24 protein-coding genes are annotated in these 26668 nt (G+C 59.4%); 17 read left to right on the top strand and 7 right to left on the bottom strand.

What is annotated here, in order from left to right; all coding sequences use genetic code 11:
- The 3 genes from ACZ1G7_RS17065 to fsa all read right to left on the bottom strand — a co-directional run bounded on the left by ACZ1G7_RS17065 (nucleotide 1) and on the right by fsa (nucleotide 2290).
- Nucleotides 1-969 (bottom strand): DUF808 domain-containing protein, encoded by a 969-nt coding sequence (locus tag ACZ1G7_RS17065; protein ID WP_472660577.1) that lies wholly within the window; start codon nucleotides 967-969, stop codon nucleotides 1-3.
- Nucleotides 970-1031: 62 nt separating this feature from the next.
- Nucleotides 1032-1535: a twin-arginine translocation signal domain-containing protein gene (locus ACZ1G7_RS17070; RefSeq protein ID WP_472660578.1), complete on the bottom strand. Its 504-nt coding sequence runs from the start codon at nucleotides 1533-1535 to the stop codon at nucleotides 1032-1034.
- 101 nt (nucleotides 1536-1636) lie between these two features.
- A complete protein-coding gene (gene fsa, locus ACZ1G7_RS17075; RefSeq protein ID WP_472660579.1) occupies nucleotides 1637-2290 on the bottom strand; it encodes a fructose-6-phosphate aldolase in 654 nt (217 codons plus the stop codon).
- A 184-nt stretch (nucleotides 2291-2474) separates the two neighbouring features.
- Between fsa and ACZ1G7_RS17080 the strand changes: the two genes are divergently transcribed.
- The 4 genes from ACZ1G7_RS17080 to ACZ1G7_RS17095 all read left to right on the top strand — a co-directional run bounded on the left by ACZ1G7_RS17080 (nucleotide 2475) and on the right by ACZ1G7_RS17095 (nucleotide 7495).
- On the top strand, nucleotides 2475-4655 hold the full coding sequence (locus ACZ1G7_RS17080) for a primosomal protein N' (RefSeq protein ID WP_472660580.1): 2181 nt from the start codon (nucleotides 2475-2477) through the stop codon (nucleotides 4653-4655).
- A gap of 97 nt (nucleotides 4656-4752) precedes the next feature.
- Nucleotides 4753-5832, top strand: coding sequence for a histidinol-phosphate transaminase (gene hisC, locus ACZ1G7_RS17085; protein WP_472660581.1), 1080 nt, complete (start codon nucleotides 4753-4755; stop codon nucleotides 5830-5832).
- A complete protein-coding gene (locus ACZ1G7_RS17090) occupies nucleotides 5832-6740 on the top strand; it encodes a prephenate/arogenate dehydrogenase family protein (RefSeq protein ID WP_472660582.1) in 909 nt (302 codons plus the stop codon). Before hisC ends, ACZ1G7_RS17090 begins: the two co-directional genes overlap by 1 nt.
- A complete protein-coding gene (locus tag ACZ1G7_RS17095) occupies nucleotides 6740-7495 on the top strand; it encodes an extensin-like domain-containing protein (protein WP_472660583.1) in 756 nt (251 codons plus the stop codon). The genes ACZ1G7_RS17090 and ACZ1G7_RS17095 overlap by 1 nt, the downstream gene beginning before the upstream one ends.
- On the opposite strand, the gene ACZ1G7_RS17100 is transcribed toward ACZ1G7_RS17095, so the two are convergent.
- Nucleotides 7492-8490 carry a DUF2125 domain-containing protein gene (locus ACZ1G7_RS17100; protein ID WP_472660584.1) on the bottom strand — a complete coding sequence of 333 codons (999 nt, stop codon included), beginning with the start codon at nucleotides 8488-8490 and terminating at the stop codon, nucleotides 7492-7494. The two genes, ACZ1G7_RS17095 and ACZ1G7_RS17100, sit on opposite strands and share 4 nt — an antisense overlap.
- Before the next feature lie 63 nt (nucleotides 8491-8553).
- On the opposite strand from ACZ1G7_RS17100, the gene ACZ1G7_RS17105 reads away from it, so the two are divergent.
- From ACZ1G7_RS17105 to ACZ1G7_RS17115, 3 genes are all read left to right on the top strand, one after another.
- A complete protein-coding gene (locus ACZ1G7_RS17105) occupies nucleotides 8554-9111 on the top strand; it encodes a gamma-glutamylcyclotransferase (protein WP_472660585.1) in 558 nt (185 codons plus the stop codon).
- A gap of 150 nt (nucleotides 9112-9261) precedes the next feature.
- A complete protein-coding gene (locus tag ACZ1G7_RS17110) occupies nucleotides 9262-10404 on the top strand; it encodes a biopolymer transporter ExbB (protein WP_472660586.1) in 1143 nt (380 codons plus the stop codon).
- 3 nt (nucleotides 10405-10407) lie between these two features.
- A complete protein-coding gene (locus ACZ1G7_RS17115) occupies nucleotides 10408-12378 on the top strand; it encodes a peptidoglycan -binding protein (protein WP_472660587.1) in 1971 nt (656 codons plus the stop codon).
- Nucleotides 12379-12572: 194 nt separating this feature from the next.
- Here the strand turns inward: ACZ1G7_RS17115 and clpA are convergent, their stop codons facing one another.
- On the bottom strand, nucleotides 12573-14906 hold the full coding sequence (gene clpA, locus ACZ1G7_RS17120) for an ATP-dependent Clp protease ATP-binding subunit ClpA (protein ID WP_472660588.1): 2334 nt from the start codon (nucleotides 14904-14906) through the stop codon (nucleotides 12573-12575).
- 223 nt (nucleotides 14907-15129) lie between these two features.
- On the opposite strand from clpA, the gene ACZ1G7_RS17125 reads away from it, so the two are divergent.
- From ACZ1G7_RS17125 to ACZ1G7_RS17160, 8 genes are all read left to right on the top strand, one after another.
- Nucleotides 15130-15897 carry a class I SAM-dependent methyltransferase gene (locus ACZ1G7_RS17125; protein ID WP_472660589.1) on the top strand — a complete coding sequence of 256 codons (768 nt, stop codon included), beginning with the start codon at nucleotides 15130-15132 and terminating at the stop codon, nucleotides 15895-15897.
- A gap of 247 nt (nucleotides 15898-16144) precedes the next feature.
- Nucleotides 16145-16705, top strand: coding sequence for a F0F1 ATP synthase subunit delta (locus tag ACZ1G7_RS17130; protein WP_472660590.1), 561 nt, complete (start codon nucleotides 16145-16147; stop codon nucleotides 16703-16705).
- Nucleotide 16706: 1 nt separating this feature from the next.
- Nucleotides 16707-18242 (top strand): F0F1 ATP synthase subunit alpha, encoded by a 1536-nt coding sequence (gene atpA, locus ACZ1G7_RS17135; RefSeq protein WP_472660591.1) that lies wholly within the window; start codon nucleotides 16707-16709, stop codon nucleotides 18240-18242.
- A gap of 12 nt (nucleotides 18243-18254) precedes the next feature.
- A complete protein-coding gene (locus ACZ1G7_RS17140; protein ID WP_472660592.1) occupies nucleotides 18255-19133 on the top strand; it encodes a F0F1 ATP synthase subunit gamma in 879 nt (292 codons plus the stop codon).
- A 15-nt stretch (nucleotides 19134-19148) separates the two neighbouring features.
- Nucleotides 19149-20573, top strand: a complete 1425-nt coding sequence (gene atpD / locus ACZ1G7_RS17145) for a F0F1 ATP synthase subunit beta (protein WP_472660593.1) — start codon at nucleotides 19149-19151, stop codon at nucleotides 20571-20573.
- Between the two features lie 24 nt (nucleotides 20574-20597).
- Entirely contained in the window at nucleotides 20598-20978 is a 381-nt protein-coding gene (locus ACZ1G7_RS17150; protein WP_472660594.1) for a F0F1 ATP synthase subunit epsilon, read from the top strand.
- 115 nt (nucleotides 20979-21093) lie between these two features.
- The gene (locus ACZ1G7_RS17155) at nucleotides 21094-21444 is read left to right on the top strand and encodes an H-type lectin domain-containing protein (protein WP_472660595.1); all 351 of its coding nucleotides are present in this window, start codon (nucleotides 21094-21096) and stop codon (nucleotides 21442-21444) included.
- A gap of 249 nt (nucleotides 21445-21693) precedes the next feature.
- Nucleotides 21694-23052 (top strand): Hint domain-containing protein, encoded by a 1359-nt coding sequence (locus ACZ1G7_RS17160; RefSeq protein ID WP_472660596.1) that lies wholly within the window; start codon nucleotides 21694-21696, stop codon nucleotides 23050-23052.
- Nucleotides 23053-23072: 20 nt separating this feature from the next.
- Here the strand turns inward: ACZ1G7_RS17160 and ACZ1G7_RS17165 are convergent, their stop codons facing one another.
- On the bottom strand, nucleotides 23073-24089 hold the full coding sequence (locus ACZ1G7_RS17165) for a ribose-phosphate pyrophosphokinase (RefSeq protein ID WP_472660597.1): 1017 nt from the start codon (nucleotides 24087-24089) through the stop codon (nucleotides 23073-23075).
- Nucleotides 24090-24212: 123 nt separating this feature from the next.
- Between ACZ1G7_RS17165 and ACZ1G7_RS17170 the strand changes: the two genes are divergently transcribed.
- Both ACZ1G7_RS17170 and ACZ1G7_RS17175 read left to right on the top strand, forming a co-directional pair.
- Nucleotides 24213-24812: a DsbA family protein gene (locus tag ACZ1G7_RS17170; protein WP_472660598.1), complete on the top strand. Its 600-nt coding sequence runs from the start codon at nucleotides 24213-24215 to the stop codon at nucleotides 24810-24812.
- Between the two features lie 6 nt (nucleotides 24813-24818).
- Nucleotides 24819-25640, top strand: a complete 822-nt coding sequence (locus ACZ1G7_RS17175) for an alpha/beta fold hydrolase (RefSeq protein WP_472660599.1) — start codon at nucleotides 24819-24821, stop codon at nucleotides 25638-25640.
- On the opposite strand, the gene ACZ1G7_RS17180 is transcribed toward ACZ1G7_RS17175, so the two are convergent.
- Complete coding sequence (locus ACZ1G7_RS17180) at nucleotides 25613-26665, bottom strand: threonine aldolase family protein (RefSeq protein WP_472660600.1); 1053 nt, start codon at nucleotides 26663-26665, stop codon at nucleotides 25613-25615. The genes ACZ1G7_RS17175 and ACZ1G7_RS17180 overlap by 28 nt on opposite strands.
- Nucleotides 26666-26668 lie beyond the last annotated feature (3 nt).

Below are 26668 nucleotides of genomic sequence, written 5' to 3' on the forward strand. Positions count from 1 at the left end.
CTAGTGCTGCGCCTTTGCAGGGCGCACCAGCCGCCATGCGGGCATCAAGACCTTCGCGACAATGGGGATCAGCACAAGCCCGAGCGCCAGGCCAAACACCCCGTCCAGCGCGGCGGTGACGGCCCATTTGACGAAGCCCTGCGCGCTTGTGACGGCATGGGAGGCGTCCTCCGCGATGTGGTGGATCGTGTCGTAGAGCCATGGCGCGCCCATGACCTCCGCCCCGTGCAGCACAATCGATCCACCGACCCAAAGCATCGCGGCGGTGCCGACGATCATCAGAAGCTTCAAGAACCCCGGCATGGCTTTGACGATGCCATTGCCAATCGCGCGGGTGATGCTGAGCCGCCCTTTGGAGGACAGCAACAGCCCGAAATCATCCGCCTTCACGATCAGCGCGACGGAGCCGTAGACCGCGACGGTGATGCCGATAGCAACAACTGCGAGGGTCGCGGCCTCCATCCAGATGTTGGAGGGCGGGATTTGGGCAAGCGCAATGGTCATGATCTCGGCCGACAGGATGAAATCGGTCTTGATCGCGCCTTTGACCTTCTCTTCCTCAAGATGGGCGGGGTCTTTGTTCAGGTTTTCCGGCTCGTCCGCGTCGTGATGATGGGGCACAAACAGGTGGTACACCTTCTCCGCGCCTTCAAAGCACAAATAGGCCCCGCCCAGCATCAAAAGCGGCGTGATGATCCATGGCGCGAAATTGGACAGAAGCAGCCCGACGGGCAGCAAAAACAACAGCTTGTTGATGATCGAGCCGCGCGCGATGCGCCAGACGATTGGCAGCTCCCGCGCAGGTTGGAAACCTTGCACATATTTTGGCGTGACGGCGGCGTCATCAATCACCGCGCCTGCGGCTTTTGCGCCGGCCTTGGCGGCCTGGCTCATCACATCATCAACGGAAGCCGCTGCGACTTTCGCAATGCCCGCAACGTCGTCCAAAAGTGCCAGTAAGCCGCTCATAACCCGCCCTCTCAATGCCTATGAGACAGGAGTTAGCACGAAGTTGCGTGGGTCAAAATAGCCTAGCTGCGGTTGTAGCGCGCCATGTGATCTTCAAAGATCGGTCGCAGCTCTGTGCGGGTGCGGGCGCCTTGCAGGACCTGTCGCATCTCGCCTTTGCCGTCGAACAACAGCAACGTGACATGGCCGACGCCGTGATCAGCGGCGAAATTGGAGCCTTCAATCGTCTTGATATTGGCCACAAGGAATTCTGGTTGGTCGCCGTCCATGGCTTTGACGGCTTTGCGCGCTTCGCGTTGCAGCGTGGTGCAGACGGGGCAGGCCGGGTCGTGGATTTGGACGATGGCGGGCGTGCCTTTGCCGATCTTGGTCAGGTCAACTTCGCAGATCGCGGCTTCGACCGCGCGGGTGCCGAAATAGCCGCCACCGATCAAAACCGCGCCGCCGATCGCGCCATATTGCAAGACGCTGCGGCGGCTCAGTGCTTTGGCAGCGTTGGAAGTTTGCGGGGTGTCAGATTTGGCGCGTTTGCCCTTTTGGGAGGGGCGGTTTTTCTTTTTGGCCATGTGAATGCTCCTTGATGGTGGGCGGAGCATAGCGTGGCAAAAAGAAACCGCGGACGGGTATCTTACCCCTCCGCGGTCACAAAGCTGTTATAAGTGGTGCCTTAGACGATCTTGATATTCGCCTTGGCCGCGTCCTTGAGGAAGGCGTCGAGGCCTTTGTCGGTCAGCACATGATCGGCCATTTTCTTGATGACGCCGGGTGGTGCCGTGGCCACGTCTGCGCCGATCTTGGCACAATCGGACATGTGGTTTGCCGACCGGATGGAGGCCGCAAGGATTTGCGTCTCATAGCCATAATTGTCGTAGATTTCGCGAATGTCTGCGATCAGCTCCATCCCGTCGAGATTCAGATCGTCCAAACGGCCAATGAACGGCGAGATGAAGGTCGCGCCGACTTTGGCGGCCAAAAGCGCTTGGTTGGCGGAGAAACACAGCGTCACGTTGACCATGTTGCCTTCATTCGTCAGCACGTTGCAGGCTTTGAGGCCGTCCCATGTCAGCGGCACTTTCACGGCGATGTTGTCGGCGATTTTGGCCAGCTCACGCCCTTCGGCGATCATGGCGTCGGCTTCCGTGGCGACAACTTCGGCGGAGACCGGTCCATCGACGATGGAGCAGATTTCTTTTGTCACCTCAATGATGTCGCGGCCCGATTTGGCGATCAGCGACGGGTTGGTGGTGACCCCGTCAACGATGCCCAAGGCGTTGAGCTCTTTGATGTCGTCAATCTCGGCGGTATCTACAAAGAATTTCATCTGGGACTGCCCTTTCCGGCGCGCGGTTGGTTTTACTGTTGTTGGCTCTACACCCAATATTGCGGTTTTCGCAATCAGATGCGGTGATTTGGCGTAGTGTTAGCGCTAACAAGTTTTCGGTGCAACCAACGTTCGGCGCTGTTTGGCTCTCGACCTCGGGCGGCAGCATGATAAGTTTCACCGGGTGACTGATTTTTTCCATCAAGGTGATTTGGTTGGCGTGCTGACGACGCAGCCGCTGGACCGAATGCTCGACTACAAAGCACCGGAAGGCGGCTGTTTTGCAGGCGCTTTTGTGGAGGTGCCGCTTGGCCCGCGCAAGGTGTTGGGCGTGGTCTGGGGTCCGGGCAAGGGCGACTGGGATTATGCCAAGACGCGGTCGGTGATCCGCGTGCTAGACGTGCCACCAATGCGCGAGGAGATGGTGTCCTTTCTTGAAAAAGCGGGCGCTTACACGCTGACGCCAATGTCGGCGATGCTGCGGCTGGCGACGCGGTCCCCGGGCTTGGGCGATCCGCCATCGATGCGCAAGATTTACCGGATGGGCACGGGGGAGGTCGACCGCATGACCCCCGCGCGCGAAAAGGTTTTGAGCGTGCTGGAAGAGTTCGGCGGGCTGGCCTTCACGCTAAAAGAGCTGGCGGAAATGGCGGGGGTCGGCACGTCGGTGGTAAAAGGGTTGGTCGCGCAGGGTGCGGTAGCGGAAGAACAATCGCCCCGCGATCTGCCCTTCGCGCCGTTGGACCCGTCCCTGCCATCGAAAGAGCTGACCGACGATCAGGCCGCCGCAGTCGCGGTGTTGAATGAGGGCGACGGGTATTCGACGACGCTTTTGAAAGGCGTCACCGGGTCGGGCAAAACCGAGGTGTATTTGGAGGCCGTGGCCGATTGCTTGCGCCGCGGGCGGCAAGCTTTGGTGCTGTTACCTGAGATTGCGCTGACATCCGAATTTCTGACCCGGGTGGAGGCGCGGTTTGGTGCGAAACCGGCCGAATGGCATTCCGGTGTGACCATGACGGAACGCCGCCGGGTGTGGAAAATGGTGGGCGAGGGCGGCGCGGAACTGGTTGTTGGTGCGCGGTCTGCGCTGTTTTTGCCCTATCGCGATTTGGGCTTGGTCGTGGTCGATGAAGAACATGACACCTCCTACAAGCAAGAGGACGGTGTGCTGTATAACGCGCGCGACATGGCCGTTTTGCGCGCGTCCATGTGCGGCGCGAAGGTCGTGCTGGCCTCTGCCACGCCGTCGCTGGAAAGCTGGGCCAATGCGGAAGCGGGCAAATACCGGCGGGTGGAGCTGACATCGCGCTTTGGGGCAGCCGTGATGCCGAAGATGCGCGCGATTGATATGCGCAGCGAGGATTTGCCGGGTGGCAAATGGGTGTCGCCCACATTGCAGCGCGAGATAGAGGCGCGGGTGGCGCGGGGTGAGCAGTCGCTGATTTTTCTGAACCGCCGCGGCTATGCGCCGGTGACGCTGTGCCGGGCCTGCGGGCATCAGATTGGCTGCGATCAATGCGACGCGCGCATGGTGGAACACCGGTTTTTGAAACGGCTGATGTGCCACCAGTGCGGGGAAACCAAGCCGATGCCGACGACCTGCCCGCATTGCGAGGCGGAGGACCGGTTGTCACCTATTGGGCCGGGCGTTGAGCGGATGGGCGAGGAAGTGGCGGAGCTGTTTCCAGATGCGCGGGTCTCCGTCCTGTCGTCAGACCACTATTCGACGGCGCGGCAGTTGAAAGCGCATATCGAAACGATTGCCAGCGGTGAGGCGGATATCATCATCGGCACGCAGCTGGTGGCAAAGGGCCATAACTTTCCGCTGCTGACTCTGGTGGGCGTGATTGACGCTGATCTGGGATTGCAAGGCTCGGATCTGCGCGCGGCGGAACGGACGTTTCAGCTGATGCGTCAGGTCGCGGGTCGTGCCGGGCGGGCGGAAAAAGAAGGCTTGGCCTTATTGCAGTCTTTCCAACCGGAACATGCTGTGATCCAGGCGATTTTGTCAGGCGATGAGGACGGGTTCTGGCGCGCGGAGGCAGCGGAACGCGAACAAGCGGGCGTGCCGCCTTACGGCCGCATGGCCGGGATTGTGTTGTCGGGGCCGGAGGTCGGGCCGGTCTTTGATCTGGGCAACCATTTGGCGCGCAATGATGCGGCTTTGAAGCGGGTTGGCGCGCAGGTGTTTGGCCCTGCCCCCGCGCCAATTGCACGCATTCGCGGGCGGCACAGGGTGCGCTTATTGGTCAAGGCACCGAAAGGCGTGGCGCTGCAAGCGGCTTTGGCGGATTGGATCAGGCCATTAAAGCTGAAGGGCGATTTGCGATTGTCGGTCGATATTGACCCGCAGAGCTTCTTTTGAGCTGCGGCGATATGAGTATTTTTGACAGAACGAAGCAGCTTTTCATTGGCATAGCCTGCGGATACATAGGCGGGGTTTCGATTGAAGGACCTGTCTTATGACGATCACGCCGCAGCCGGGCATCATGGATATCGCGCTTTACCAAGGCGGCGCGGCCTCGGTGGAGGGCGTGGCGGATGTGGTGAAGCTGTCCTCGAATGAGAACCCGTATGGGCCCAGCCCGCGTGCGTCTGACGCGTTTCGGCAATCGGCGGGGGAGCTGCATGTCTACCCATCGACCCAGCATGAGCGTCTGCGCGAAGCGATTGGCGAGGTGCATGGCGTTGAGCCTGAGCGCGTGATTTGCGGGGTAGGCTCGGACGAGATTATCTCGTTTTTGTGCTACGCTTATGCTGGTCCGGGGGATGAGGTTTTGCATACTGAGCATGGGTTTGGGATGTATAAGATCTCTGCCCGCGCAGCCGGGGCCACGCCGGTTGAAGTGACTGAAGACCAACGAGTTACAGATGTCGATGCGCTGCTGGCGGGCGTCACAGAACGCACGCGGCTGGTGTTCATCGCCAATCCTAATAACCCCACGGGCACGATGATCCCGGAGGCGGAGGTCGCGAGACTGGCGGATGGGTTGCCTGAGAATTGCCTGCTGGTTCTGGACGGCGCCTATGCCGAATATGTTGAGGGGTTCGACGCAGGGCTGAGTGTTATGGCGAGCCGCGAGAACGTGTTTATGACGCGGACGTTTTCCAAAATTTACGGGCTTGGTGGCTTGCGCATTGGCTGGGGCTACGGCCCGCAGGACATCGTTGATACGCTGAACCGCATTCGCGGGCCGTTCAACCTGTCGGGGCCTGCTTTGAAAGCGGCGCATGCGGCAGTGCGCGACACGGGCTATACCGAACGCTGCCGGCGTGAGAATGCGAAATGGCGGGCCTGGCTGGCGGGAGAATTGGACAAGCTCGGCGTGCCGTCGGACCCGTCGGAATGTAATTTCATCTTAGCGCGATTTGGCTCACCCGAAGAGGCGCAGGGCTGTGATGCTTATCTGAAATCCAAGGGGCTGATCGTGCGGATGGTTGCGGGGTATAACCTGCCAAACTGTTTGCGGATCACGATTGGCGATGAGGCCGCGTGCCGCCGCGTGGCGCAAGCGGTCAAAGAGTTTAAAGGGCAGGGCTGATGGCGCAATTCTACGAACGTGTGGCCTTGATCGGTTTGGGGCTGATCGCCTCGTCCATGGCATTGGCCAGCCGCAAACATGGGCTGGCGGGCGAAATTGTGGGCACAGCCCGCTCCGCCGAGACGCGAGAGATTGCCGCTGAGTTGGGATATTGCGACCAGGTGGTCGAGACAGCTGCCGAGGCCGTGAAAGGCGCGGATTTGGTGGTGCTTTGCGTGCCGGTGGGCGCGATGGGCGTGCTGGCAGCTGAGATCGCGCCGCATCTGAAGCCGGGCTGCGTGGTCAGCGACGTCGGTTCTACCAAACGTGCGGTGATTGAAACGGTCGGACCGCATATCCCGGACGGCGTGCACTTCATACCAGCGCATCCGATGGCGGGGACGGAGCAATCCGGCCCGCGATCAGGTTTTGCTGAGCTGTTTGAAAACCGTTGGCTGTTGATGACGCCTGGCGATGCCGACAAAGATGCGCTTGCCAATTACCGGGGCTATTGGGAAGGCATGGGCGCGCTCATCGAGGAGATGGAGCCCGACCATCATGATCTGGTCTGCGCCGTGACGTCGCATGTGCCGCATTTGATCGCTTACACAATGGTCGGCGTGGCCGACGATTTGCGCCGCGTGACGGATACTGAAGTCGTCAAATTTTCCGCAGCCGGATTTCGCGATTTTACCCGGATTGCGGCCTCGGACCCGACCATGTGGCGCGATGTGTTTTTGACCAATAAGGACGCGACGCTGGAAATTCTGGGCCGTTTCACGGAAGAGCTGTATGCGTTGCAGCGCGCGATCCGGCAGGGTGATGGCGACCATTTGCATGAGTATTTTACCCGCACACGCGCGATCCGGCGTGGCATTATCGAGGCGGGCCAGGACACGGATGTACCAAACTTTGGACGCGGTCGCTGATGCTGTGGCGCTTTGCGGTTTTGGCGGGTTTGCTCTGCAGCCCGCTCTGGGCGGCCGCGCCGGACAGATCTGAACGGCCTTTGCCGCGCGGGGTGCTCATTGCGCCGGTTCAAGCACCCGCTGTTACAGTGCCGCGCGCGGTTTTGGTCGAAGCGTCAGGCCTGCGCCGATCTGTGCGCCCCAAACAACGGCCAAAAGTGCGATTTGTGACCCGTAAGATCGCGCAAAGCGCTAGGGGCTCGGTCTGCGGCGATCCGTCGATCAAGGGCGTTGCGATATCACCTATACGGGGCCGTGGGGCGTGTGGGGTGGCAAACCCTGTGCGGGTCAGCTCGGTCGCGGGCGTCGCCTTGTCGCAAAAGCCCACGATCAATTGTGACACTGCACGGTCGCTGAAAACCTGGGTTGAGGACGGGTTGAAACCGGCTGTGGGGCGCGTCGGCGGCGGGGTAAAATCGCTGCGGATCGTGGCGCATTATGCCTGCCGCAATCGCAACAGCGCCAAGACGGGGAAGCTGTCGGAACATGCCAAGGGCAAGGCTGTCGATATCTCGGCCATTAACCTAATTAATGGGCAAACCATCACGGTTTTGAACGGGTGGCGCGGTGGTCAGCAGCGGCGTATTTTGCGCCGCGCGCATAAGGCAGCCTGCGGGCCGTTCGGCACGGTTCTGGGCCCGGATCTGAACAAGTTTCACCGCGATCATTTTCATTTCGACACGGCGCGGTACCGGTCTGGGCCGTATTGCCGCTAAGGCAGGGCGATGCGCGGGGCCGGACCGATTGGGATTGGCCCCAGAAAGATCGAGCCGCCTGAAAGCGTAAGCTTGGCGTCCAGCGAGTTTTCTCCGCCCGAGCTGGCGGCGAGCAAAGACAGTGCGAATTCTGCGGCGCGGGCGGCTTCGCCATCAACGGCGCCAGCACTGACGGCAAGGTCCAACATCTCTTTCCAGTTGCGCGCGCTGACATTGAGTTGCCCGTCGGGAATGGTGTTTTCGACCGACATTTCACCGTTCAGACGCAGCTCCAGCTCACCCCATTCGGCGCGGGCGTCACGAATGTTCAGGCTGGTGATGTCGGGGCGGCGGGTCTCCAGCGCTTGACGGTTTAGCGGGCCCGCAAGTTCTGCTGTCAGGTCGTAGCGCACCGTTTCGATCCTATCGGGCAGGGTGCCGCCATGATCAATCAGGACACGCATCGGGCCGCTTGGCAGAAAGCGGTCAATACTGGCGGCTACGTCGTAATGCGGCGCGCCGCTTTCAACGTTGCGGATCGCGGCGTTCATGGCGTCGAAGCCGGTGGTCCAGCCTTCGGAAGACGTGATCTGGGCCTGCGCGATTTCAACCGTTGCCGCGTCCAATTCAAGCGCAGTTGACGGCTTGATCTTGAGCGAGGCACGCATGCCGGTCGTCGTTACGCTAAACTTTTCGCGCGGGGTGGCGAAAACCTGTTCGTTTGGCCAGACCGCGATCAAATGGTTCGGCTGGTAGCTGAGCGACAGAATTTGGAAGAATGGGGCCTGCCAGCTGAGACCGGTTTCAGGGTCGGTGAGGCGCAAATCGGTAAATGTCGTGTCAAAACGATTGGGAAAGCCTGCGACGGTGTGGTCGGCATAATCGACCTGCCAGCCTTCGGCCCGGCGGTCATCAAGCCATGTCGTCATGGCGGTCTTGTGCCCCTCCGCCCCGATGAACCAATAGACGGCCCAGCCGATGGCGGCGACAATGATAATGGCAAGTAGTTTGCGCATCTTTGGCATTTTCCCTTTTGCTTTGCGCCCCGGTTTACTAGGGGAAGGGCAGGAGGGCCAGAGATGGTTGTTGATCAGGATTTGCCCACGCCGCTTTGGGTGTTTGGCTACGGGTCTTTGCTTTGGAACCCGGGCTTTACGCCTGTTGACAGCATCGTGGCCGAACTGCGCGGCTACCACAGGTCGTTTTGCATGTGGTCGATCCATCATCGCGGGTCTGAGGACGACCCGGGGCTGGTGCTGGCCTTGGACGTGGCCGATGATGCCCGCTGTGCGGGCGTCGCATTTCAAGTCGCCGATGCGGAACGCGATGTGGTGTTGGCGATGCTGCGCGAACGGGAACTGATCTCATCGGCCTACTATGAGGATGTCGTGCCCCTGACGCTGGCCGATGGGCGCGAGGTCAGGGCGCTTGCCTACATCATTAACCAAGATCACGTCCAATATTGCGGTGATTTGAGTCTTGAGCGCCAGGCGCAGGTGATTGCGCATGCCGTTGGCGGGCGCGGGCCGAACACCGACTATCTGTATAACACTGCAGCGCATCTGTCGCAGATGGGCGTGCAGGACCCGGATATGGACTGGCTGGTTGCGCGGGTGCGCGTTTTATCTGGCGATTGAGCCTGCGCAAAAAAGCATGGCCTATTGCGTATTCGCTGCGTATATTTGCGCAAAAAAGAGCGGTACAGCCAATGCGAGGGTATTATGACGGACACGCCTGACAGGGAGCGCGTCTCGCAATTCACGCGACCATTTCGCCAGATTTTAGTCATGCTGGTAATTTTGGGGCTGGTTGGATTTGGCGGCTCGCTGATCTACCCCTCCGTTGCGCCGGTATTTCTGGCCAACCCTTTTTTGAACGGGGTCATCATCGCGGTCTTTGTGTTGGGGGTGTTTGCCTGTTTCTGGCAGGTCTTCCAGCTTTTTACGTCGGTGTCTTGGATTGACCGGTTCGCGGCGGGCAGCGGCAGTGATGAGGATCGCGCGCCGCGGTTGATGGCGTCGCTGTCGGCGCTGCTTCGGACGCGCGGGGCGCGGATGCAGATCAGCGCCTCGTCCTCACGATCGATCTTGGATTCGGTTGGCACGCGGATGGACGAAGCGCGTGATATCACGCGATATATCGTTAACCTGCTGATTTTTCTTGGCCTTTTGGGGACGTTCTATGGCCTCGCCACAACGATCCCGGGGATTGTCGAAACCATCCGGTCCTTGAATGTCGAAGAGGGGCAGTCCAGTCAGGACGTGTTTTCCAACCTGATCGGCGGGCTTGAAAGCCAGTTGGAGGGGATGGGCACAGCCTTTGCGTCCTCGCTGCTGGGGCTTGCGGGCTCTTTGGTTGTGGGCCTGCTTGAGCTGTTTGCGGGCCATGGCCAGAACCGGTTTTACCGCGAGATGGAGGAATGGCTGTCGACCATCACACGCGTTGGGTTTTCAACCGGCGAAGATGGCGCGGGCGGCGGGTTTGACCAATCCGTGGTGGCCACGGTGCTGGACCATATGGTCGACCAGATCGACAGCCTGCAGGGGCTTTTCATGCAAAGCGAAGCCGCGCGGGCCGAGACCAATGACCAGTTGAAACACGTAACGGGCGCGGTTGCGGCGCTGACGCATAAACTGGATTCCGCCATCGATTCAACCGAGGCACTGAACCGGGTCGCCGATGGTCAGGAAAGCCTGCTCGACTACATGGCGCAGGTGGATCGCGAAAATGATGGGATGGATCCGGAAAGCCGGATGCGTTTGCGCTCGATTGATGTGCAGATGTTGAAGCTTCTTGAGGAGCTGAAACAAGGGCGGCAAAACAGCGTTGATCAGATGTCGGGCGATTTGGGGCAGGTCACACAGGCGGTACGGCAGCTAAGCAGAAGCCTGCGCCCCCAGCCCACCCGCAACCCGACATCGGAAGACTAGGACATGGCTCTCGCGCGGCGCAACGGACAACGGTTTGAAGCCAATATCTGGCCGGGCTTTGTCGACGCGATGACGGCGCTTTTGCTTGTTTTGGTCTTCGTGTTGTCGATTTTCATGATGGTGCAGTTCATGCTGAACGAAACCATCACGGATCAGGATTCCGAGCTGGATCAATTGTCGGGGCAGGTGGCCTCGTTGGCGGATGCCTTGGGGTTAGAACAGTCGCGCAGTGCCACGTTGGAGGCTGATTTGTCGTCGGCGCAGGAGCGTTCGGACGCGCAGGCCGCGTTGATCAGCTCGCTCAGCGCCGAGCGGGACGCCCAGACAGCACGCATCGCCAGCTTTGAGGAACAGGTCGCAGGCCTGTTGTCGCAGCAGGCCGATTTGCAAAATAATATCGTGTCTTTGACGCAGGACCGTGACGCGGCGCAGGCTGATCTTGCGGATCGCGAGGCGCAAAACGCGACGCTTGTGGCGCGGATCGTAGATATCGAGGCCGGGCTGGCGCGTGAAATTTCGCAAAAAGAAGCGGCGCAATTGGCTTTGGCGCAGGCGCGGTCGGAAATCGACGCGGGCCAGGAAGCGGCGCGGCTGGCCGCTGCGCGAAGTGCCGCGCTGCAGGCTTTGGTTGATGATCTGGAAGCCAAATCAGAAGCGCAGGGCGAGGCGTTGAACGCCGCAGAAGCCGCCCGCTTAGCGGATGCTGCGGCAGCCGAGGCGTTGCGCGCGCGGTTGCAGAATGCTGACGCGGAACTGACCGCGATGTCGCTGGCACTGGAAGAACAACGTCAGGCCGCCGAAGACACGTTGACGCTATTGGCCGCTGCCAATGCGGCGGAAGCGGAATTGGATGACAAGCTTTTGGCAGCGATTGCGGCTGGTCAGACTGTGAAACTGTTGGCTGATGAGGTTGAGACCGAATTACGCTCGGAAATCGCGGCGTTGCAGGCGCAAATCGCGTCGGCTGGTCAAGGCAGCGACGGGTTGCGGCAGGACCTGGCTGCAGCGCAAGCGCGTGTTGCCGATTTGACGGAACAACTTGCGGCGGCGACCGCGCAAGGCACGGACCAAAAATTCGTTGAAAGCGATCTGCGAAAGCAACTTCTGGCAGCGCTTGCGGCGCAACGTGCAGCGGAGGCCGATGCCGGAACCGCGCTTAGCGAGGCCGAGCAGCGCGCCATTTTGCTGGCAACGGCAAATGAGGCACTGAGCGCGGAACAGGCGGCGAGCGCGGAAAGCCAGCGTCAGGTCGCGGCATTGAACCAGCAAGTTGCCGCGCTGAGATCGCAATTGGGGTCTTTGCAGGGGTTGCTTGATGCGGCGACGGCGCGTGATGTGGACGCGAATGTCCAGATCAGCGCCCTGGGATCGCAGTTGAATACCGCTTTGGCGCAAGTCGCGTCCGAGCAGCGCAAAGTTGCCTCGGAGCAGGCGGCTTTGGCGGAAGAACAAGCGCGCCGGCTGGCGCTGGAGGAAGCGGAGCGGCGCCGGTTGGAGCTGGAAGCCAAGGAGCTGCAAAACTACCGGTCTGAATTCTTCGGAAAGCTGCGCGACTTGTTGGGTGATCAGGATGGCGTGCGCATTGATGGGGACCGGTTTGTGTTTTCATCCGAGGTGTTGTTTGAGCCTGCGCGCGCGGGCTTGTCCGCCGCGGGGCGTTCTGAAATCGCCAAAGTGGCACGGATTTTGTTGAGTGTCTCCGCGGACATCCCGGAAGAATTGGACTGGGTGATCCGGGTCGACGGTCATACGGATAATCTACCGCTCTCCGGGTCCGGGGTGTTTGCCGATAACTGGGAACTGAGCCAGGCGCGGGCGCTGTCTGTGGTGCGTTACATGAGCGAAGAGCTTGGCATTCCGCCCGACCGGTTGGCAGCGAACGGGTTTGGCGAATACCAGCCTGTAAACCCAGAAAATACGGCGCAAGCCCGCGCCCAGAACCGGCGTATTGAGCTGAAACTGACCGAGAAATAGGTCTTCGGGGGCTTTTTCTGAAGGTGCGGCTGCGCCGCGCGCGATGTTTTGCGTTCTTTGAGGACGCTCGCGTCCTCAGCTGCGCGGGCAAACTCCTTGAGAATATTTTTGAAACAATGAAGGTTTTGAGATGTTTCAGGCATGAAAAAGCCGCCCGTGATATTCGCGGGCGGCTAATTTTTCTTTGAGTTTGTTTAGTCAGCCGTCAGCAAAGGCGGCTTTTTCTTGGATGCGATCCGCGCTTTTTCGGGCTCGATCACGTTGAGATCGATCTCACCCTTCTTGACGCCAACCTTGACCACGCCGCCTTTGGCGAGCTTGCCGAAGAGCAGTTCTTCCGCCAGCGGCTTTTTGATGTGTTCCTGGATCACGCGGGCCAGTGGCCGGGCGCCCATTTTCTCATCATAGCCTTTGTCGCCGAGCCATTCGGCGGCGGCGGGCGTCAGCTCGAACGTTACATTGCGGTCCATGAGTTGGGCCTCAAGTTGGAGCACGAATTTCTCGACCACTTGGGCGATGATCTTCTTGCCAAGTGGGGCGAAGGAGATCGTGGCGTCCAGGCGGTTGCGGAATTCGGGCGTAAACAACTTTTCAATGGCTGCAGTGTCTTCGCCTTCACGCCGGTCGCGGCCAAAGCCCATCGGTGCACGGGCTGCGTCTGCGGCGCCTGCGTTTGATGTCATGATCAAGACCACGTTGCGGAAATCCGTTGTGCGGCCGTTGTGATCGGTCAGCTTGCCGTGATCCATCACCTGCAACAGGATGTTGAACACATCGGGATGGGCTTTTTCGATCTCATCAAGCAAGAGCACGCAATGCGGGTTTTGGTCGACCTTATCGGTCAGCATGCCGCCCTGATCAAAGCCCACATAGCCCGGAGGCGCGCCGATGAGGCGGGAGATTGCGTGTTTTTCCATGTACTCGGACATGTCAAACCGGATGAGTTCCACACCCAGCTGGTCGGCCAAGGCTTTGGCGGCCTCGGTCTTACCCACACCGGTTGGACCCGCGAACAGGTAGTTGCCTATGGGCTTTTCGGGCTCTCGCAGACCGGCACGAGCCAGTTTGATGGCAGATGCCAAGGATTCAAGCGCTTTGTCCTGACCGAAGACCTGACGTTTCAAAGCTTTTTCGAGGTCTTTCAGCGTGGCCGCGTCGTCTTTGGAGACGGTTTTCGGTGGGATGCGGGCGATTTTGGCGACGACGGCCTCGATCTCCTTCACACCGATGGATTTGCGGCGTTTGCTTTCGACGACCAGATGTTGCGCGGCGCCAGCCTCGTCAATCACGTCAATCGCCTTGTCGGGCAATTTGCGGTCGTGGATGTAGCGTGACGACAGCTCAACAGCGGATTTGATCGCGTCGGCGGTGTATTTGATGCCGTGATGTTCCTCGAAATAGGTTTTGATGCCTTTGAGGATGGCAACCGCATCATCGACCGAGGGTTCGACCACGTCGATTTTCTGGAAGCGGCGGCTGAGCGCGCGGTCTTTTTCGAAATGCTGACGGAATTCTTTGTATGTGGTCGAGCCCATGCAGCGCAGCTTGCCGCCCTGCAGAGCGGGTTTCAGCAGGTTGGATGCGTCCATTGCGCCGCCAGATGTCGCACCGGCGCCGATCACTGTGTGGATTTCGTCGATGAACAGCACAGCGTCTGGGTGTTCTTCCAGCTCAGTCATGACGGCCTTGAGGCGTTCTTCGAAATCACCGCGATAGCGGGTTCCGGCCAGAAGTGCGCCCATATCGAGCGAGTAGATTGTTGTTTCCGACAGGATTTCCGGTGTTTCACCTTCGACGATTTTGAAGGCGAGCCCTTCAGCAATCGCGGTTTTGCCCACACCCGGATCGCCCACCAGAAGCGGGTTGTTTTTGCGGCGGCGGCAGAGCACTTGCACGCAGCGTTCGACTTCGTGGCCGCGCCCAATCAATGGGTCGACATCGCCGTCGCGGGCTTTGGCGTTCAGATCGACACAATATTTTGCGAGCGCTGATTCTTTAGCTTCTTCGCCGGCCGGCGCGCCGTCGGTGCTGGCGTCGTCGTCAAATTCGGTCGAACCGGACACGGGGCGGACTTCGCCAAACTCGGGGTCTTTTGCGACACCATGTGCGATAAAGTTGACTGCGTCGTAGCGCGTCATGTCCTGTTCTTGCAGGAAGAAGGCTGCATTGCTTTCACGTTCGGCGAAGATTGCGACCAGCACATTTGCGCCTGTCACTTCCGTGCGGCCTGAGGACTGCACATGGATCGCGGCGCGTTGGATGACACGCTGGAATGCAGCCGTTGGCACGGCTTCCGACCCTTCGACATCGGTGACGAGCGTTGAAAGCTCTTCCTCAATGAATTCGGCCAGCGTGGCGCGCAGGTTTTCAAGATCAACCCCGCAGGCCTGCATAACTTTCGCCGCCTCGGGCTCATCCGTGAGCGCGAGCAGCAAATGTTCCAATGTAGCCAGTTCGTGGCGATGCGCATTGGCTTGCGCAAGCGCCGCATGGATGGCTTTTTCCAGAGTGTCCGAGAATGATGGCACCCCATGCTCCTTTGTATCAGGGCAGAACCGGGTCGAGAACCCGGGTACACCTTTGCCTCTTAGACCTTACAGTTCGGTTTAAATTCCCAAGCTTCAAGTCTTTTCTGTTCACATTCTGTGTGAAATAGGGCGTTTTATAGGCAGTCGAGGCTTAATGTTTATTTCCTTAGCAGTTCGTTAAGGCCGTTTTCGGGGGTTTGAGCCCTTTTATCGCAGGTTATTCATGCATTTGGACGTCCAGGACCTGAAAAGTTTTTACTACCGCACAAATCTGGGGCGGGTGGCGCAACGCGCGGTGCGTGAGCAGGTCGCGGCGTTTTGGACCCCGGCCAAGGGAGAAACCGTCGCGGGGTTCGGGTTTGCCGTGCCATTGCTGCGCCCGTTTTTAAACGATGCGCGCCGCGTCATCGCGATCATGCCGGGCCCACAGGGCGTGATGCATTGGCCCGCAGGTCAGCCCAATGTGTCTGTCCTGTGCGAGGAAACCTTATGGCCCTTGCAGTCGGGACAGGTCGACAAGCTGATTGTGTTGCATGGGTTGGAGACTTCGGAAAACCCGTCTGCATTGCTGGAGGAATGCTGGCGCGTGCTGGCGCCGGGCGGGCGGGCTTTGTTTATTGTGCCAAACCGCGCAGGGATTTGGTCGCGGCGCGACCGCACGCCCTACGGCTTTGGACGGCCTTATTCATTGAGCCAGCTAGAGGCGCAGCTGAAACGTCATAATTTTTCCCCTGAAAAGCATCTGGCGGCCTTGTTCGCGATCCCAAGCGAAAAACGGTTCTGGTTACGGTTGTCGCGGGTGATGGAGCGGTTCGGGCGCCGGGTTTCGGGCCGCTTCGCTGGCGGGGTCATTTTGGTGGAGGCGACCAAGCAGGTCTACGCGCCGCGCCCAAAAGGACGCGCGGTCAAAATTGGGCGACCGTTGCGAGCAGGGGCTGCGGCACCTGCGGGCGCGGTGGGGCAAACGCTTGGAAGCTCCAAAGGCGCCTGAGCGCGAAAACTATCCACAGCTACATTCGGTCGCAGGCGATCTTGGCCTTTTTTGCAAGGCTTTGGCACGACATTGGCCAAACGTCTGACATCCATTGCACGAAAACCTTGCTAATCTATTGCGCCGCGCGGGGGCTTTGCTACATCGCAGCGAGTTTTGGGGGATGCGTCTGCGCACCCCTTTGCATTGGCCCTTTGTGACAAGCCTCTGAGGCACCCACGAGGGCAGAAGAATCGAAAGGGTGGACGTGTCCGAACCAGTCTCGATCTCAACCGGTATTGCCGCGCGCTATGCGACAGCCGTGTTTGACCTTGCCAAAGAGGGCAAGAAACTTGGCCCTCTGGAAAAAGATGTGGACGCGCTCGACGCCGCTTTGGGCGAAAGCGCTGACTTCAAATCGCTGATCGCATCGCCGCTTTACACGCGTGAGCAACAGGGCGCGGCCGTCGCGGCAATCGCCAAAAAAATGAAATTGTCCGACACCGTGGCCAACACGCTGTCGCTGATGGCGTCCAAGCGCCGCCTGTTCGTGCTGCCGCAATTGGTGTCCGAGCTGCGCGCCCGCCTGTCGGAAGAAAAGGGCGAGGTCACAGCTGATGTGACGGCCGCCAAGGCGCTGACCAAAGCGCAACAAGACAAGCTTGCCAAGACGCTGAAAGCGACTGTGGGCAAGGACGTAAAGATCAATATGGCCGTGGATGAGACCCTCATCGGCGGCCTTGTCGTTAAAGTGGGCTCGAAGATGATCGACACGTCGATCCGCTCCAAGCTCGCCGCCCTGCAAAATTCGATGAAAGAGGCCGGATAACATGGCAATCCAAGCAGCGGAAATCTCCGCAATCCTGAAAGACCAAATCAAGAATTTTGGCAAAGAAGTAGAAGTGGCCGAAGTTGGCCGCGTGCTGAGCGTCGGCGACGGTATCGCCCGCGTTTACGGTCTGGACAGCGTTCAGGCCGGTGAGATGGTTGAATTCCCCGGTGGCATTCAGGGCATGGCGCTGAACCTCGAAAATGACAACGTTGGTGTTGTTATCTTCGGTTCCGACCGCGACATTAAAGAAGGTGACACTGTCAAGCGCACCAACTCCATCGTGGACGTTCCCGCCGGTGACGAGCTGCTGGGCCGCGTTGTTGACGGTCTGGGCAACCCGCTGGACGGCAAGGGCCCGATCAAAACCAAGAACCGCATCGTCGCTGACCAAAAAGCGCCGGGCATCATCCCGCGTAAATCGGTGCATGAGCCGATGGCAACCGGCCTGAAATCGGTAGACTCGATGATCCCGATTGGCCGCGGCCAGCGTGAGCTGGTCATTGGTGACCGTCAGACCGGTAAAACGGCTGTGGCTTTGGATGCGATCCTGAACCAGAAGTCTTACAATGACGCTGCCAAAGACGAGAACGGCAAGCTGTATTGCATCTATGTTGCTGTGGGCCAGAAGCGTTCTACCGTGGCGCAGCTGGTGAAGAAGCTGGAAGAAACCGGCGCGATTGAATATTCCATCGTGGTTGCCGCGACAGCGTCCGACCCGGCGCCAATGCAGTTCCTCGCCCCGTACGCTGCGACCGCTATGGCTGAGCATTTCCGCGACAATGGCCGCCACGCGCTGATCATCTATGATGACCTGTCGAAGCAGGCTGTGTCTTATCGTCAGATGTCGCTGCTGCTGCGCCGCCCACCAGGGCGTGAAGCGTATCCTGGTGACGTTTTCTACCTCCACTCCCGTCTGTTGGAGCGGTCTTGTAAGCTGAACGAAGACAACGGTTCCGGTTCCTTGACGGCGCTGCCGATCATTGAAACCCAAGGCGGCGACGTTTCGGCCTTTATTCCGACCAACGTGATCTCGATCACCGATGGCCAGATCTTCTTGGAAACAGAGCTGTTCTACCAAGGTATCCGTCCTGCGGTGAACACTGGTCTGTCCGTGTCTCGTGTGGGCTCCTCCGCCCAGACCAACGCGATGAAATCGGTTGCTGGCCCTGTTAAGCTAGAGCTTGCGCAGTACCGTGAGATGGCCGCGTTTGCGCAGTTCGGTTCCGACCTTGATGCCGCGACCCAGCAGCTGCTGAACCGTGGTGCGCGTCTGACCGAGCTGATGAAGCAGCCGCAATACTCGCCACTGACCAACGCGGAGATCGTCTGCGTGATCTACGCAGGCACCAAAGGCTATCTGGACAAATTGCCAGTGAGCGATGTGGGCAAGTTCGAAAAAGGCCTGCTGGCGCATCTGCGCGGCAAGCATCAGGACCTGCTGGACATGATCACCAATGAGGATCCAAAGATCAAAGGCGACGCCGAGGACAAGATCAAAGCGGCACTCGACGCATTCGCTGCAGATTTCGCTTAAGGGAGACGGCAGATGCCCAACCTAAGTGACCTCAAAAACCGGATCGCGTCGGTCAAATCGACCCGCAAGATCACAAAGGCGATGCAGATGGTCGCCGCCGCAAAACTGCGCCGTGCGCAGGAAGCGGCGGAGGCTGGCCGCCCCTATGCAGAGCGTTTCAACGCTGTGATGGGGCAACTGGCCGCATCCGTCGGCTCGTCGGAAGGCGCGCCGAAACTGTTGGCGGGCACCGGGTCGGACCAGACGCACCTGCTGATCGTCATGACGGCGGAGCGCGGCTTGTGTGGCGGTTTCAACGGCAACATCTCCAAGCTGGCCAAGGCGGAAGCTGCAAAGCTGATCGCTGCGGGCAAGACGGTGAAAGTATTGACCGTTGGCAAGAAAGGCCGCGAGGCGATCAAACGTGATCTTGGCGACCATTTCGTGGGCCATGTGGACCTGTCCGAGGTGAAAACCATGGGCTACGCAAATGCCGCCGAGATTGCACAAGATGCGCTGAGCCGCTTTGACGCAGGCGAATTTGACGTGGCCAAGATTTACTACGCCAAGTTCCAGTCTGTGATCAGCCAGATCCCGACAGAGCAGCAGATCATCCCAGCCTCGTTTGACGCGCCTGAAGATGACGGCGCGGCCTCGACCATCTACGACTACGAGCCCAGTGAAGAAGCCATCTTGGCCGACCTGCTGCCGCGCGCGGTTGCGACACAAATCTTCAGCGCTTTGTTGGAAAATGGCGCGTCCGAGCAAGGCGCCCGGATGTCCGCGATGGACAACGCCACCCGCAACGCGGGCGATATGATCGACAAGCTGACCATCGAGTACAACCGTACCCGCCAGGCTGTCATCACCAACGAGCTTATCGAAATCATTTCGGGCGCGGAAGCGCTCTAGACCCGGAGAACCAACATGGCCAATGCAAAAGGCAAAATCACTCAGGTCATCGGGGCCGTTGTGGACGTCCAGTTCGACGACGCGCTTCCTGAGATTCTGAACGCGCTGGAAACAGACAACAATGGCAACCGCCTGATCCTTGAAGTTGCGCAGCACCTTGGTGAGAACACCGTGCGCGCGATTGCGATGGACTCCACCGAAGGTCTGGTGCGCGGCGGTGACGTGACCGACCTGGCAGAGCCGATTTCGGTTCCAATCGGCGCCGGCACTTTGGGCCGCATCCTGAACGTCACCGGTGACCCGGTGGACGAGGGCGGACCCGTCAAGCACACAGCACGCCGCGCGATCCATGGCGAAGCGCCTGCATTCGCTGATCAGGCAACTGAATCGGAAATCCTGACAACCGGTATCAAGGTCATCGACCTGCTGGCCCCCTACACCAAAGGCGGCAAAATTGGCCTCTTCGGCGGTGCGGGTGTTGGTAAGACCGTTTTGATCATGGAGCTGATCAACAACATCGCGAAGGTGCACTCTGGTGTGTCCGTGTTCGCGGGTGTGGGTGAGCGGACCCGTGAAGGGAACGACCTGTATCACGAGATGATCGAATCCGGCGTTATCGTTCCTGATAACCTCGAAGACTCAAAAATTGCGCTGGTCTACGGCCAGATGAACGAGCCTCCCGGTGCGCGTATGCGTGTTGCGCTGTCTGGCCTGACATTGGCAGAGCAGTTCCGCGACGATACCGGCGCTGACGTTCTGTTCTTCGTCGACAACATCTTCCGCTTCACGCAAGCGGGTTCCGAGGTGTCCGCGCTTCTGGGCCGTATTCCATCCGCTGTGGGCTACCAGCCGACGCTGGCCACCGACATGGGTGCGATGCAGGAGCGGATTACATCCACGAAATCCGGTTCGATTACATCGGTGCAAGCGGTTTACGTGCCTGCGGATGACTTGACCGACCCTGCGCCGGCTACATCCTTTGCTCACCTTGATGCGACAACCGTTCTGGATCGTTCGATCTCGGAAAAAGGGATTTACCCTGCTGTGGACCCGCTTGGTTCCACCTCGCGTCTGTTGGACCCGCTGATCATCGGTGAGGAGCACTACAAAGTGGCCACCGACGTGCAGCAAATCCTGCAACGCTACAAGTCGCTGCAAGACATCATCGCCATCCTCGGCATGGACGAACTGTCCGAGGAAGACAAAATGACCGTGACCCGTGCCCGTAAGATCGAGCGCTTCCTGTCGCAGCCATTTGACGTGGCGAAGGTCTTCACCGGCGCGGACGGCAAGCAGGTTCCGCTGGAAGACACGATTGCGTCGTTCAAAGCCGTTGTGGCTGGCGAGTATGACCACCTGCCCGAAGGCGCCTTCTACATGGTTGGCGGCATCGACGAGGTGATCGCCAAAGCCGAGAAAATGGCCGCAGACGCCGCTTAAACCAGCGCTTAAGGAGGCCATCACATGGCTACGATGCAATTCGAACTCGTCTCGCCCGAACGCAAGCTTGCGTCTGTCGAGGCGAGCGAGGTGCAAATCCCGGGCGCTGAGGGCGACTTCACCGCGATGCGTGACCACGCGCCTGTTATCACGACGCTGCGGCCTGGGTATTTGCGGGTCGTCACAGCCTCTGGGACGGATGAGTATTTCGTCACAGGTGGGTTTGCGGAGGTCTCTGCGGAAACGACATCTGTTTTGGCTGAACGTGCCTTTGCGCGCGCTGACATGACGGAAGAGCTGAAGGCTGAATTGATTGCCGAGGCGCAGAAATCGCATGATGCGGTTGGGTCCGACGATAGCGCCAAGCTGCTCGAAGACATGACCGCGGGCATCATGCTGACCTGATATGCTGCTGGCATAGACTGATTTTGAAGGGCCCCGCTTGGGGCCCTTTTTTCGTTATTTTAACAAAATTGCGACAAATTTGATTTTTAGGTAAATGGTTCGTGAGGTTTAACGAATGCGCAGATTAGACAATGCCAAGATTGGGGTCAGCCAGGGCGAACGCGTCCTGTTTTCTGACTTTGTCGATGATGGCCCGATGTGGACCGGTACCGGCCCGCGCGCGCATAGCTACCACGTCGCATTTGATGAAACCTATGTCAGCCCGCCTTCGGTGCATGTCTCGCTGAGCATGTGGGACATTGACCACAAACAAAATCAACGCGTTGATATATCAGCAGAAAACATCTCTGAGGCAGGTTTTGACCTAGTGTTCAAAACCTGGGGCGACAGCCGCGTCGCGCGGGTGCGAGCCAGCTGGATGGCGATTGGATCGCTGCCGCATGACGACGATTGGGACCTGTACTGAAGGCAGATGCGCCCAAATCGCAGGATCCGCCCATGTCGCCCGGCACCAAACGTTCCCCTAAAAAATGACATTTTTGACCGATAGTTTCTCATTTCAAATATGAGGCGCAATCAATGTGGTCGCTGCATCATCTATAGAACAGGTGCAGTTCAGTAGGACCGTATTCAGGCGGTTTTGAGAATGGCAATTGGCGAAGCTGGCAGTGTAGTCACGAATTCTCCAACGGAGAATTTACCGATAACGGTCAATTTGACCGAACCTTTAACGGATCCCGTCTTCGCCCTGACCGCTACCAATAATGGCGGCAACCAGTTCATTTTGCGCATTGTTGACCAGACGCTCGACGCGAACGGCGACACGATCTCATTCTCTTTCATCATCGAGGAATGGGAATACCATGACGGCCCGCACGGGGCGACGGAGACGATAAACTGGCTTGCGGTTGAGGAAGGGGTGCACACCCTGCCTGATGGCCGGATTATTGAGGCCGGAACAAATTCGGTGTCCAGCACAGGACAAAATACCGGCACCACGGCCACGTTCAGCGGTGGGTTCACGGACCCGCCCGTCGTTCTGACATCGGTGATGTCTGAGAATGACACAACGACGGTCGACAGCGACCCGAGCAATATTACCGCCTCCGGTTTTAACCTCACCTTGCAGGAGGAAGAGGGGCAGGACGGCGTCCATGCCGCAGAGACCATTGGGTGGATTGCCATTCAAGCCGGCGGCGATGCGACGTCAGGCACCGCGACCAATCACACGGGCGTTGACGAAAATGTCGATGTGCTTGGACTGGGCGCGACCTTTACCGATAGCGTTGTTCTGGGCGAGACGCAGACGATCAACGGCGGCGATACGGCGACGGTGGTGATTGACAGCCAATCCAACACAAATGTCGGCGTCTTTATTGAAGAAGAACAATCCGCCAATTCTGAAACCAACCACATCAACGAAACCGTTGGGATTGTCGCCTTCGAGGACGGTGTTATCCCGTGTTTCACGGGCGGAACACGCGTTTTGACGCCGCTTGGTCCAAAGCGCGTTGACGCGTTGCGCGTCAGTGACCTGGTGGAAACAGCGGATCATGGGCCGCAGAGGTTGCGCTGGATTGGCCGCCGTCGTCTCAGCGCGCAGGAACTGTCCGAAAACCCAAAGCTGCGCCCTGTACGCATTGTTGCGGGGGCGTTGGGGCATCATTTGCCGCAACGCGATCTGCTGGTGTCATCGCAGCATCGCCTCTGTGTGTCGTCAAAAATTGCCGACCGCATGTTCGGCACGAACGAGGTTCTTGTCGCCGCGATCAAGCTGACCGCCTTGCCGGGGATTTTTGTCGATACCAGTTGCGACGAGGTCGCATATTTTCATTTGCTGTTTGATGCGCATGAAATTCTCTTCGCCGAAGGGGCCAGGTCGGAAAGCCTGTACCTGGGGTCTGAGACGATGAAAGCACTGTCACCGGATGGATGGCGGGAGGTCGCCGTGCTGTTCCCCGAGATTTCGCGCGCAAAGACCTATCACAAAATGGCACGCGTCACGCCAATCGGGCGGCGGCAAAAGAAATTGATGGCGCGACACAGGAAAAACAACCGCTCAGCGCTGATGTAGCGCCCCGTTTGGCGGCGTAATCAGCTGCCCGGGTACATCGCCTCGTAGATTGGGCCCAGCGTGTCGGTGTCAAACAGGCTGGAGACCGAACTACCGCCGGAGATGTTCAGGATCGCTTGCGCGAACATCGGTGCGGTGGGCACAATGCGGATGTTTTTGCAGGCTTTGACCGCCTCGGTCGGCTCGATACTGTCGGTGATGACCAGCCGTTTCATGACGGATTTGGTGATCCGCTCAACCGCGGGGCCGGACAACACACCGTGGGTGATGTAGCTGTGTACCTCCGTCGCGCCGGCCGCCATCAATACCTCAGCGGCTTTACACAATGTGCCCGCCGTGTCGCAGATGTCGTCCACGATGATGCATTTCTTGCCTTTGACGTCGCCGATCACAGTCATTTCGGCAATCTCGCCGGGTTTTTCGCGGCGTTTGTCGACGATGGACAGAGGGGCCTTGATCCGCTGCGCCAGTTCCCGCGCGCGGGCCACGCCGCCGACATCAGGCGAAACCACCATGACGTCTTTCATGTCCTTGAAGTGGTGCATGATATCGAGCGCGAAGATGGGCGAGGCGTACAAGTTGTCCACCGGCAGGTCGAAAAAGCCCTGAATTTGCGCGGCGTGCAGGTCCATGGTCAACACGCGTTCAATGCCTGCGGTCTCGATCAGGTTGGCGACCAGCTTGGCTGAGATTGGCGTGCGGGCTTTGGTGCGGCGGTCTTGGCGGGCATAGCCGAAATAGGGGATCACGGCGGTAATGCGGGCGGCTGATGATCGGCGCAGCGCGTCGGTCATGACCAACAGCTCCATCACATTGTCATTGGCCGGGTTCGATGTGGATTGGATAATGAACATATCCTCGCCGCGAACATTTTCGAATACCTCGACGAAAATCTCGCCATCGTTGAACCGCTCGACCCGCGCTTCGACGGGTGCCACCTTGATGCCGCGATGCATCGACATGCGTTTGGCGATATTGGCGGCAAGCTCCTTATTCGCATTGCCTGCGATGAGCTTTGGTTCGGATTGATTTGGCATGAAAGGTCCCCGAGGTTAGCAGCACAGTCGACATTCGTGACGGTCCCCACCGCCCGCGACATTGCACACCGCTTAGCACCCCGCTACCCTCCTGCAAACACCTTATATGCAAGGACCGCCGACGTGCCCCATATTGACTACTATTTCGCGACCCTGTCCCCCTATACCTATCTGTCCGGAACCCGGATGGAGGAGGTCGCGGCCAAGCACGGCGCAACGATCCGCTACAAGCCGCTGAGCATCATGGACCTGTTCGGGCGCACGGGCGGCACGCCGCCCCCGCAGCGCCATATCAACCGGCAGGAATGGCGCATGCAAGAGATCCGGCGCACCGCCGCCAAGCTGGGCATGCCGATCAACCTCAAGCCTGCGTTCTGGCCGACGAACCCGGCGCCGTCCTCCTACGCGATCATTGCGGCGCAAAATGAAGGTGGCGGCGATCTGGCCGGGCTGGTGCATGGTTTTGTGCGCGCCTGCTGGGCGGAAGACAAGGACGTGGCCGATGACGGGGTTGTGCGTGAGGTTCTGGAGGCCAACGGGTTCGACGCGGGCCTTGCAGACAAGGGCCTGCTGGCCGGGGCGGAAGAATACGCGTCCAACCTGGAAGAAGCCGTCGAAAAAGGTGTTTTTGGCGCGCCGTTTTATATCACTGACAGCGATGAGCGCTTCTGGGGGCAGGACAAAATCGAAGACCTCGACCTGTTTTTGCAAGGTAAGTTGTAGCCGCCTATGCCCATTCAATCATCCGGCGGCGCGATGACGCATGTGCTGCGCTCGGGCCATGGGGCGCAGGAGGCCTTGGTTTTGCATTGCATGCTGGCCGAGGCCCGGGTGCTCGAGCAGTTGATGGCAAAGTTAGGAACGGATCTGTCGATGACGGCGATGGACCTGCCTGGCCACGGGTTGTCGGAGGATTGGGACGGCACCCGCGATTACGCCGAAATGGCGCGCGACATGGGTATCGGCCTGCTGGAGCGTCCTGAACATCTGATCGGGCATTCATACGGCGCCTATGTTGCGCTGCGCATCGCGGCGGAGCGGCCCGAGATGGTGCGCAGCCTGACCCTGATTGAACCGGTGTTTTTCGCTGCGGCACAACATAGCGACGCGGCCGCGTTTAAAGCCTACAAGCGCAAGGCCGGGGGTTTTATGGGGGCGATGGCAGTGGGCGATACGGTCACTGCCGCGCGCGCCTTCTCCGCCGAATGGGGCGATGGGCGCGCCTGGGAAAGCCTCAAGCCAGACGCGATGCAATATATCACCGACCGGATGCGCCTGGTCGCGGCTACCAGCTCTGGGCTGTTGGAGGACGGTGCGGGTCTCTGGGGGCAACTTGCGCAGCTTGAAATGCCTTGCCTGCTGGTCAGCGGTGATGCCTCTCCGCCCATTGTCGCGCCGGTTCTTGATGGATTGGCAGGCCAGCTTCCACAGACACAGCGGGCCCAAATTGAAGGCGCGGGGCATATGGTCCCATTGACCCATGCGGTAGAAGTCGCCGCTTCCATTTCTGAGTTTATCGCCGCTCAGCCCTTAAGCGCTGAGATCAGCTGATCAATCTCGCGTTCCGTTTTGGTCCAGTCGCAGACCATCCGGCAGCGAATGGGTTCGTCATCCGGGCCTTCGAGCGAGGCATTGAACGGGAATAGGTAATATTTCGCGCCCGCGGCCATGGCGCGTCTGTGGGCCGCGCGGGGCAGGTTGGCGAAGACCATATTGGCCTGCGGTGCGTCGGGGATGGTGCAGCCTTCTATGGTTTTGAGCTGCTCGACCAGATAGGTGCTGGCGGCGTTGGAGGCTTTGCCAAGCTCCAGCCACAGGTCATCGGTCAAATAGGCCTGCATCTGCGCCGACAGGTAACGGTGCTTGGAAAACAGATGCGCGCCCCGTTTGCGGCGCAACTCAAACTCCCGCGCGCGTTCCGGGTTGAACAGGATCACCGCCTCAACCCCCGCGCAGCCGTTCTTGGTGCCGCCGAAGCTGACCATGTCGATACCAGACTTCCAGGTCATCTCGGCCGCGGAGCACCCAAGCGAGGCGCAGGCATTGGCAAAGCGCGCGCCGTCCAGATGGGTTTTCAGGCCAAATTCGCGAGCCACGTCGGTGATCGCTTTGATTTCATCCAAGGAATAGACCGTGCCGACCTCCGTGGCTTGCGTGATGGTGACCGGACCGCGCTGGATGGAATGGACGTCCTTAACCTCTGCCGCCGTGATCTTGGCGCGCAGATCTGCCGGGTCCATCTTTGCGCCGTCGCCTTCGATCAAGACCAGCTTGGCGCCATGCGCGTAGAATTCCGGCGCGCCGCATTCATCTTCTTCAACATGGGACACGCGATGCGCAAAAATCGCGTCCCACGGGTTGGTGTAGGTCGCAAGCGCGAGCGCATTGGCCGCCGTACCGGTCGCCACCAGAAAGACCGCCGCCTCTGGCGCTTCGAACGTGTCGCGGATTTGGGTGCGGACCTCGTCCATGATCGGGTCGGCGCCGTAGGGCATGGCGTGGCCGTCATTGGCTGCTATCACCGCCTCCAGCACTTTTGGGTGCATTGGGCCTGCATTGTCGGATGCAAAATTCATGGG

The organism is Litoreibacter sp. JB4-2 (assembly GCF_055693445.1).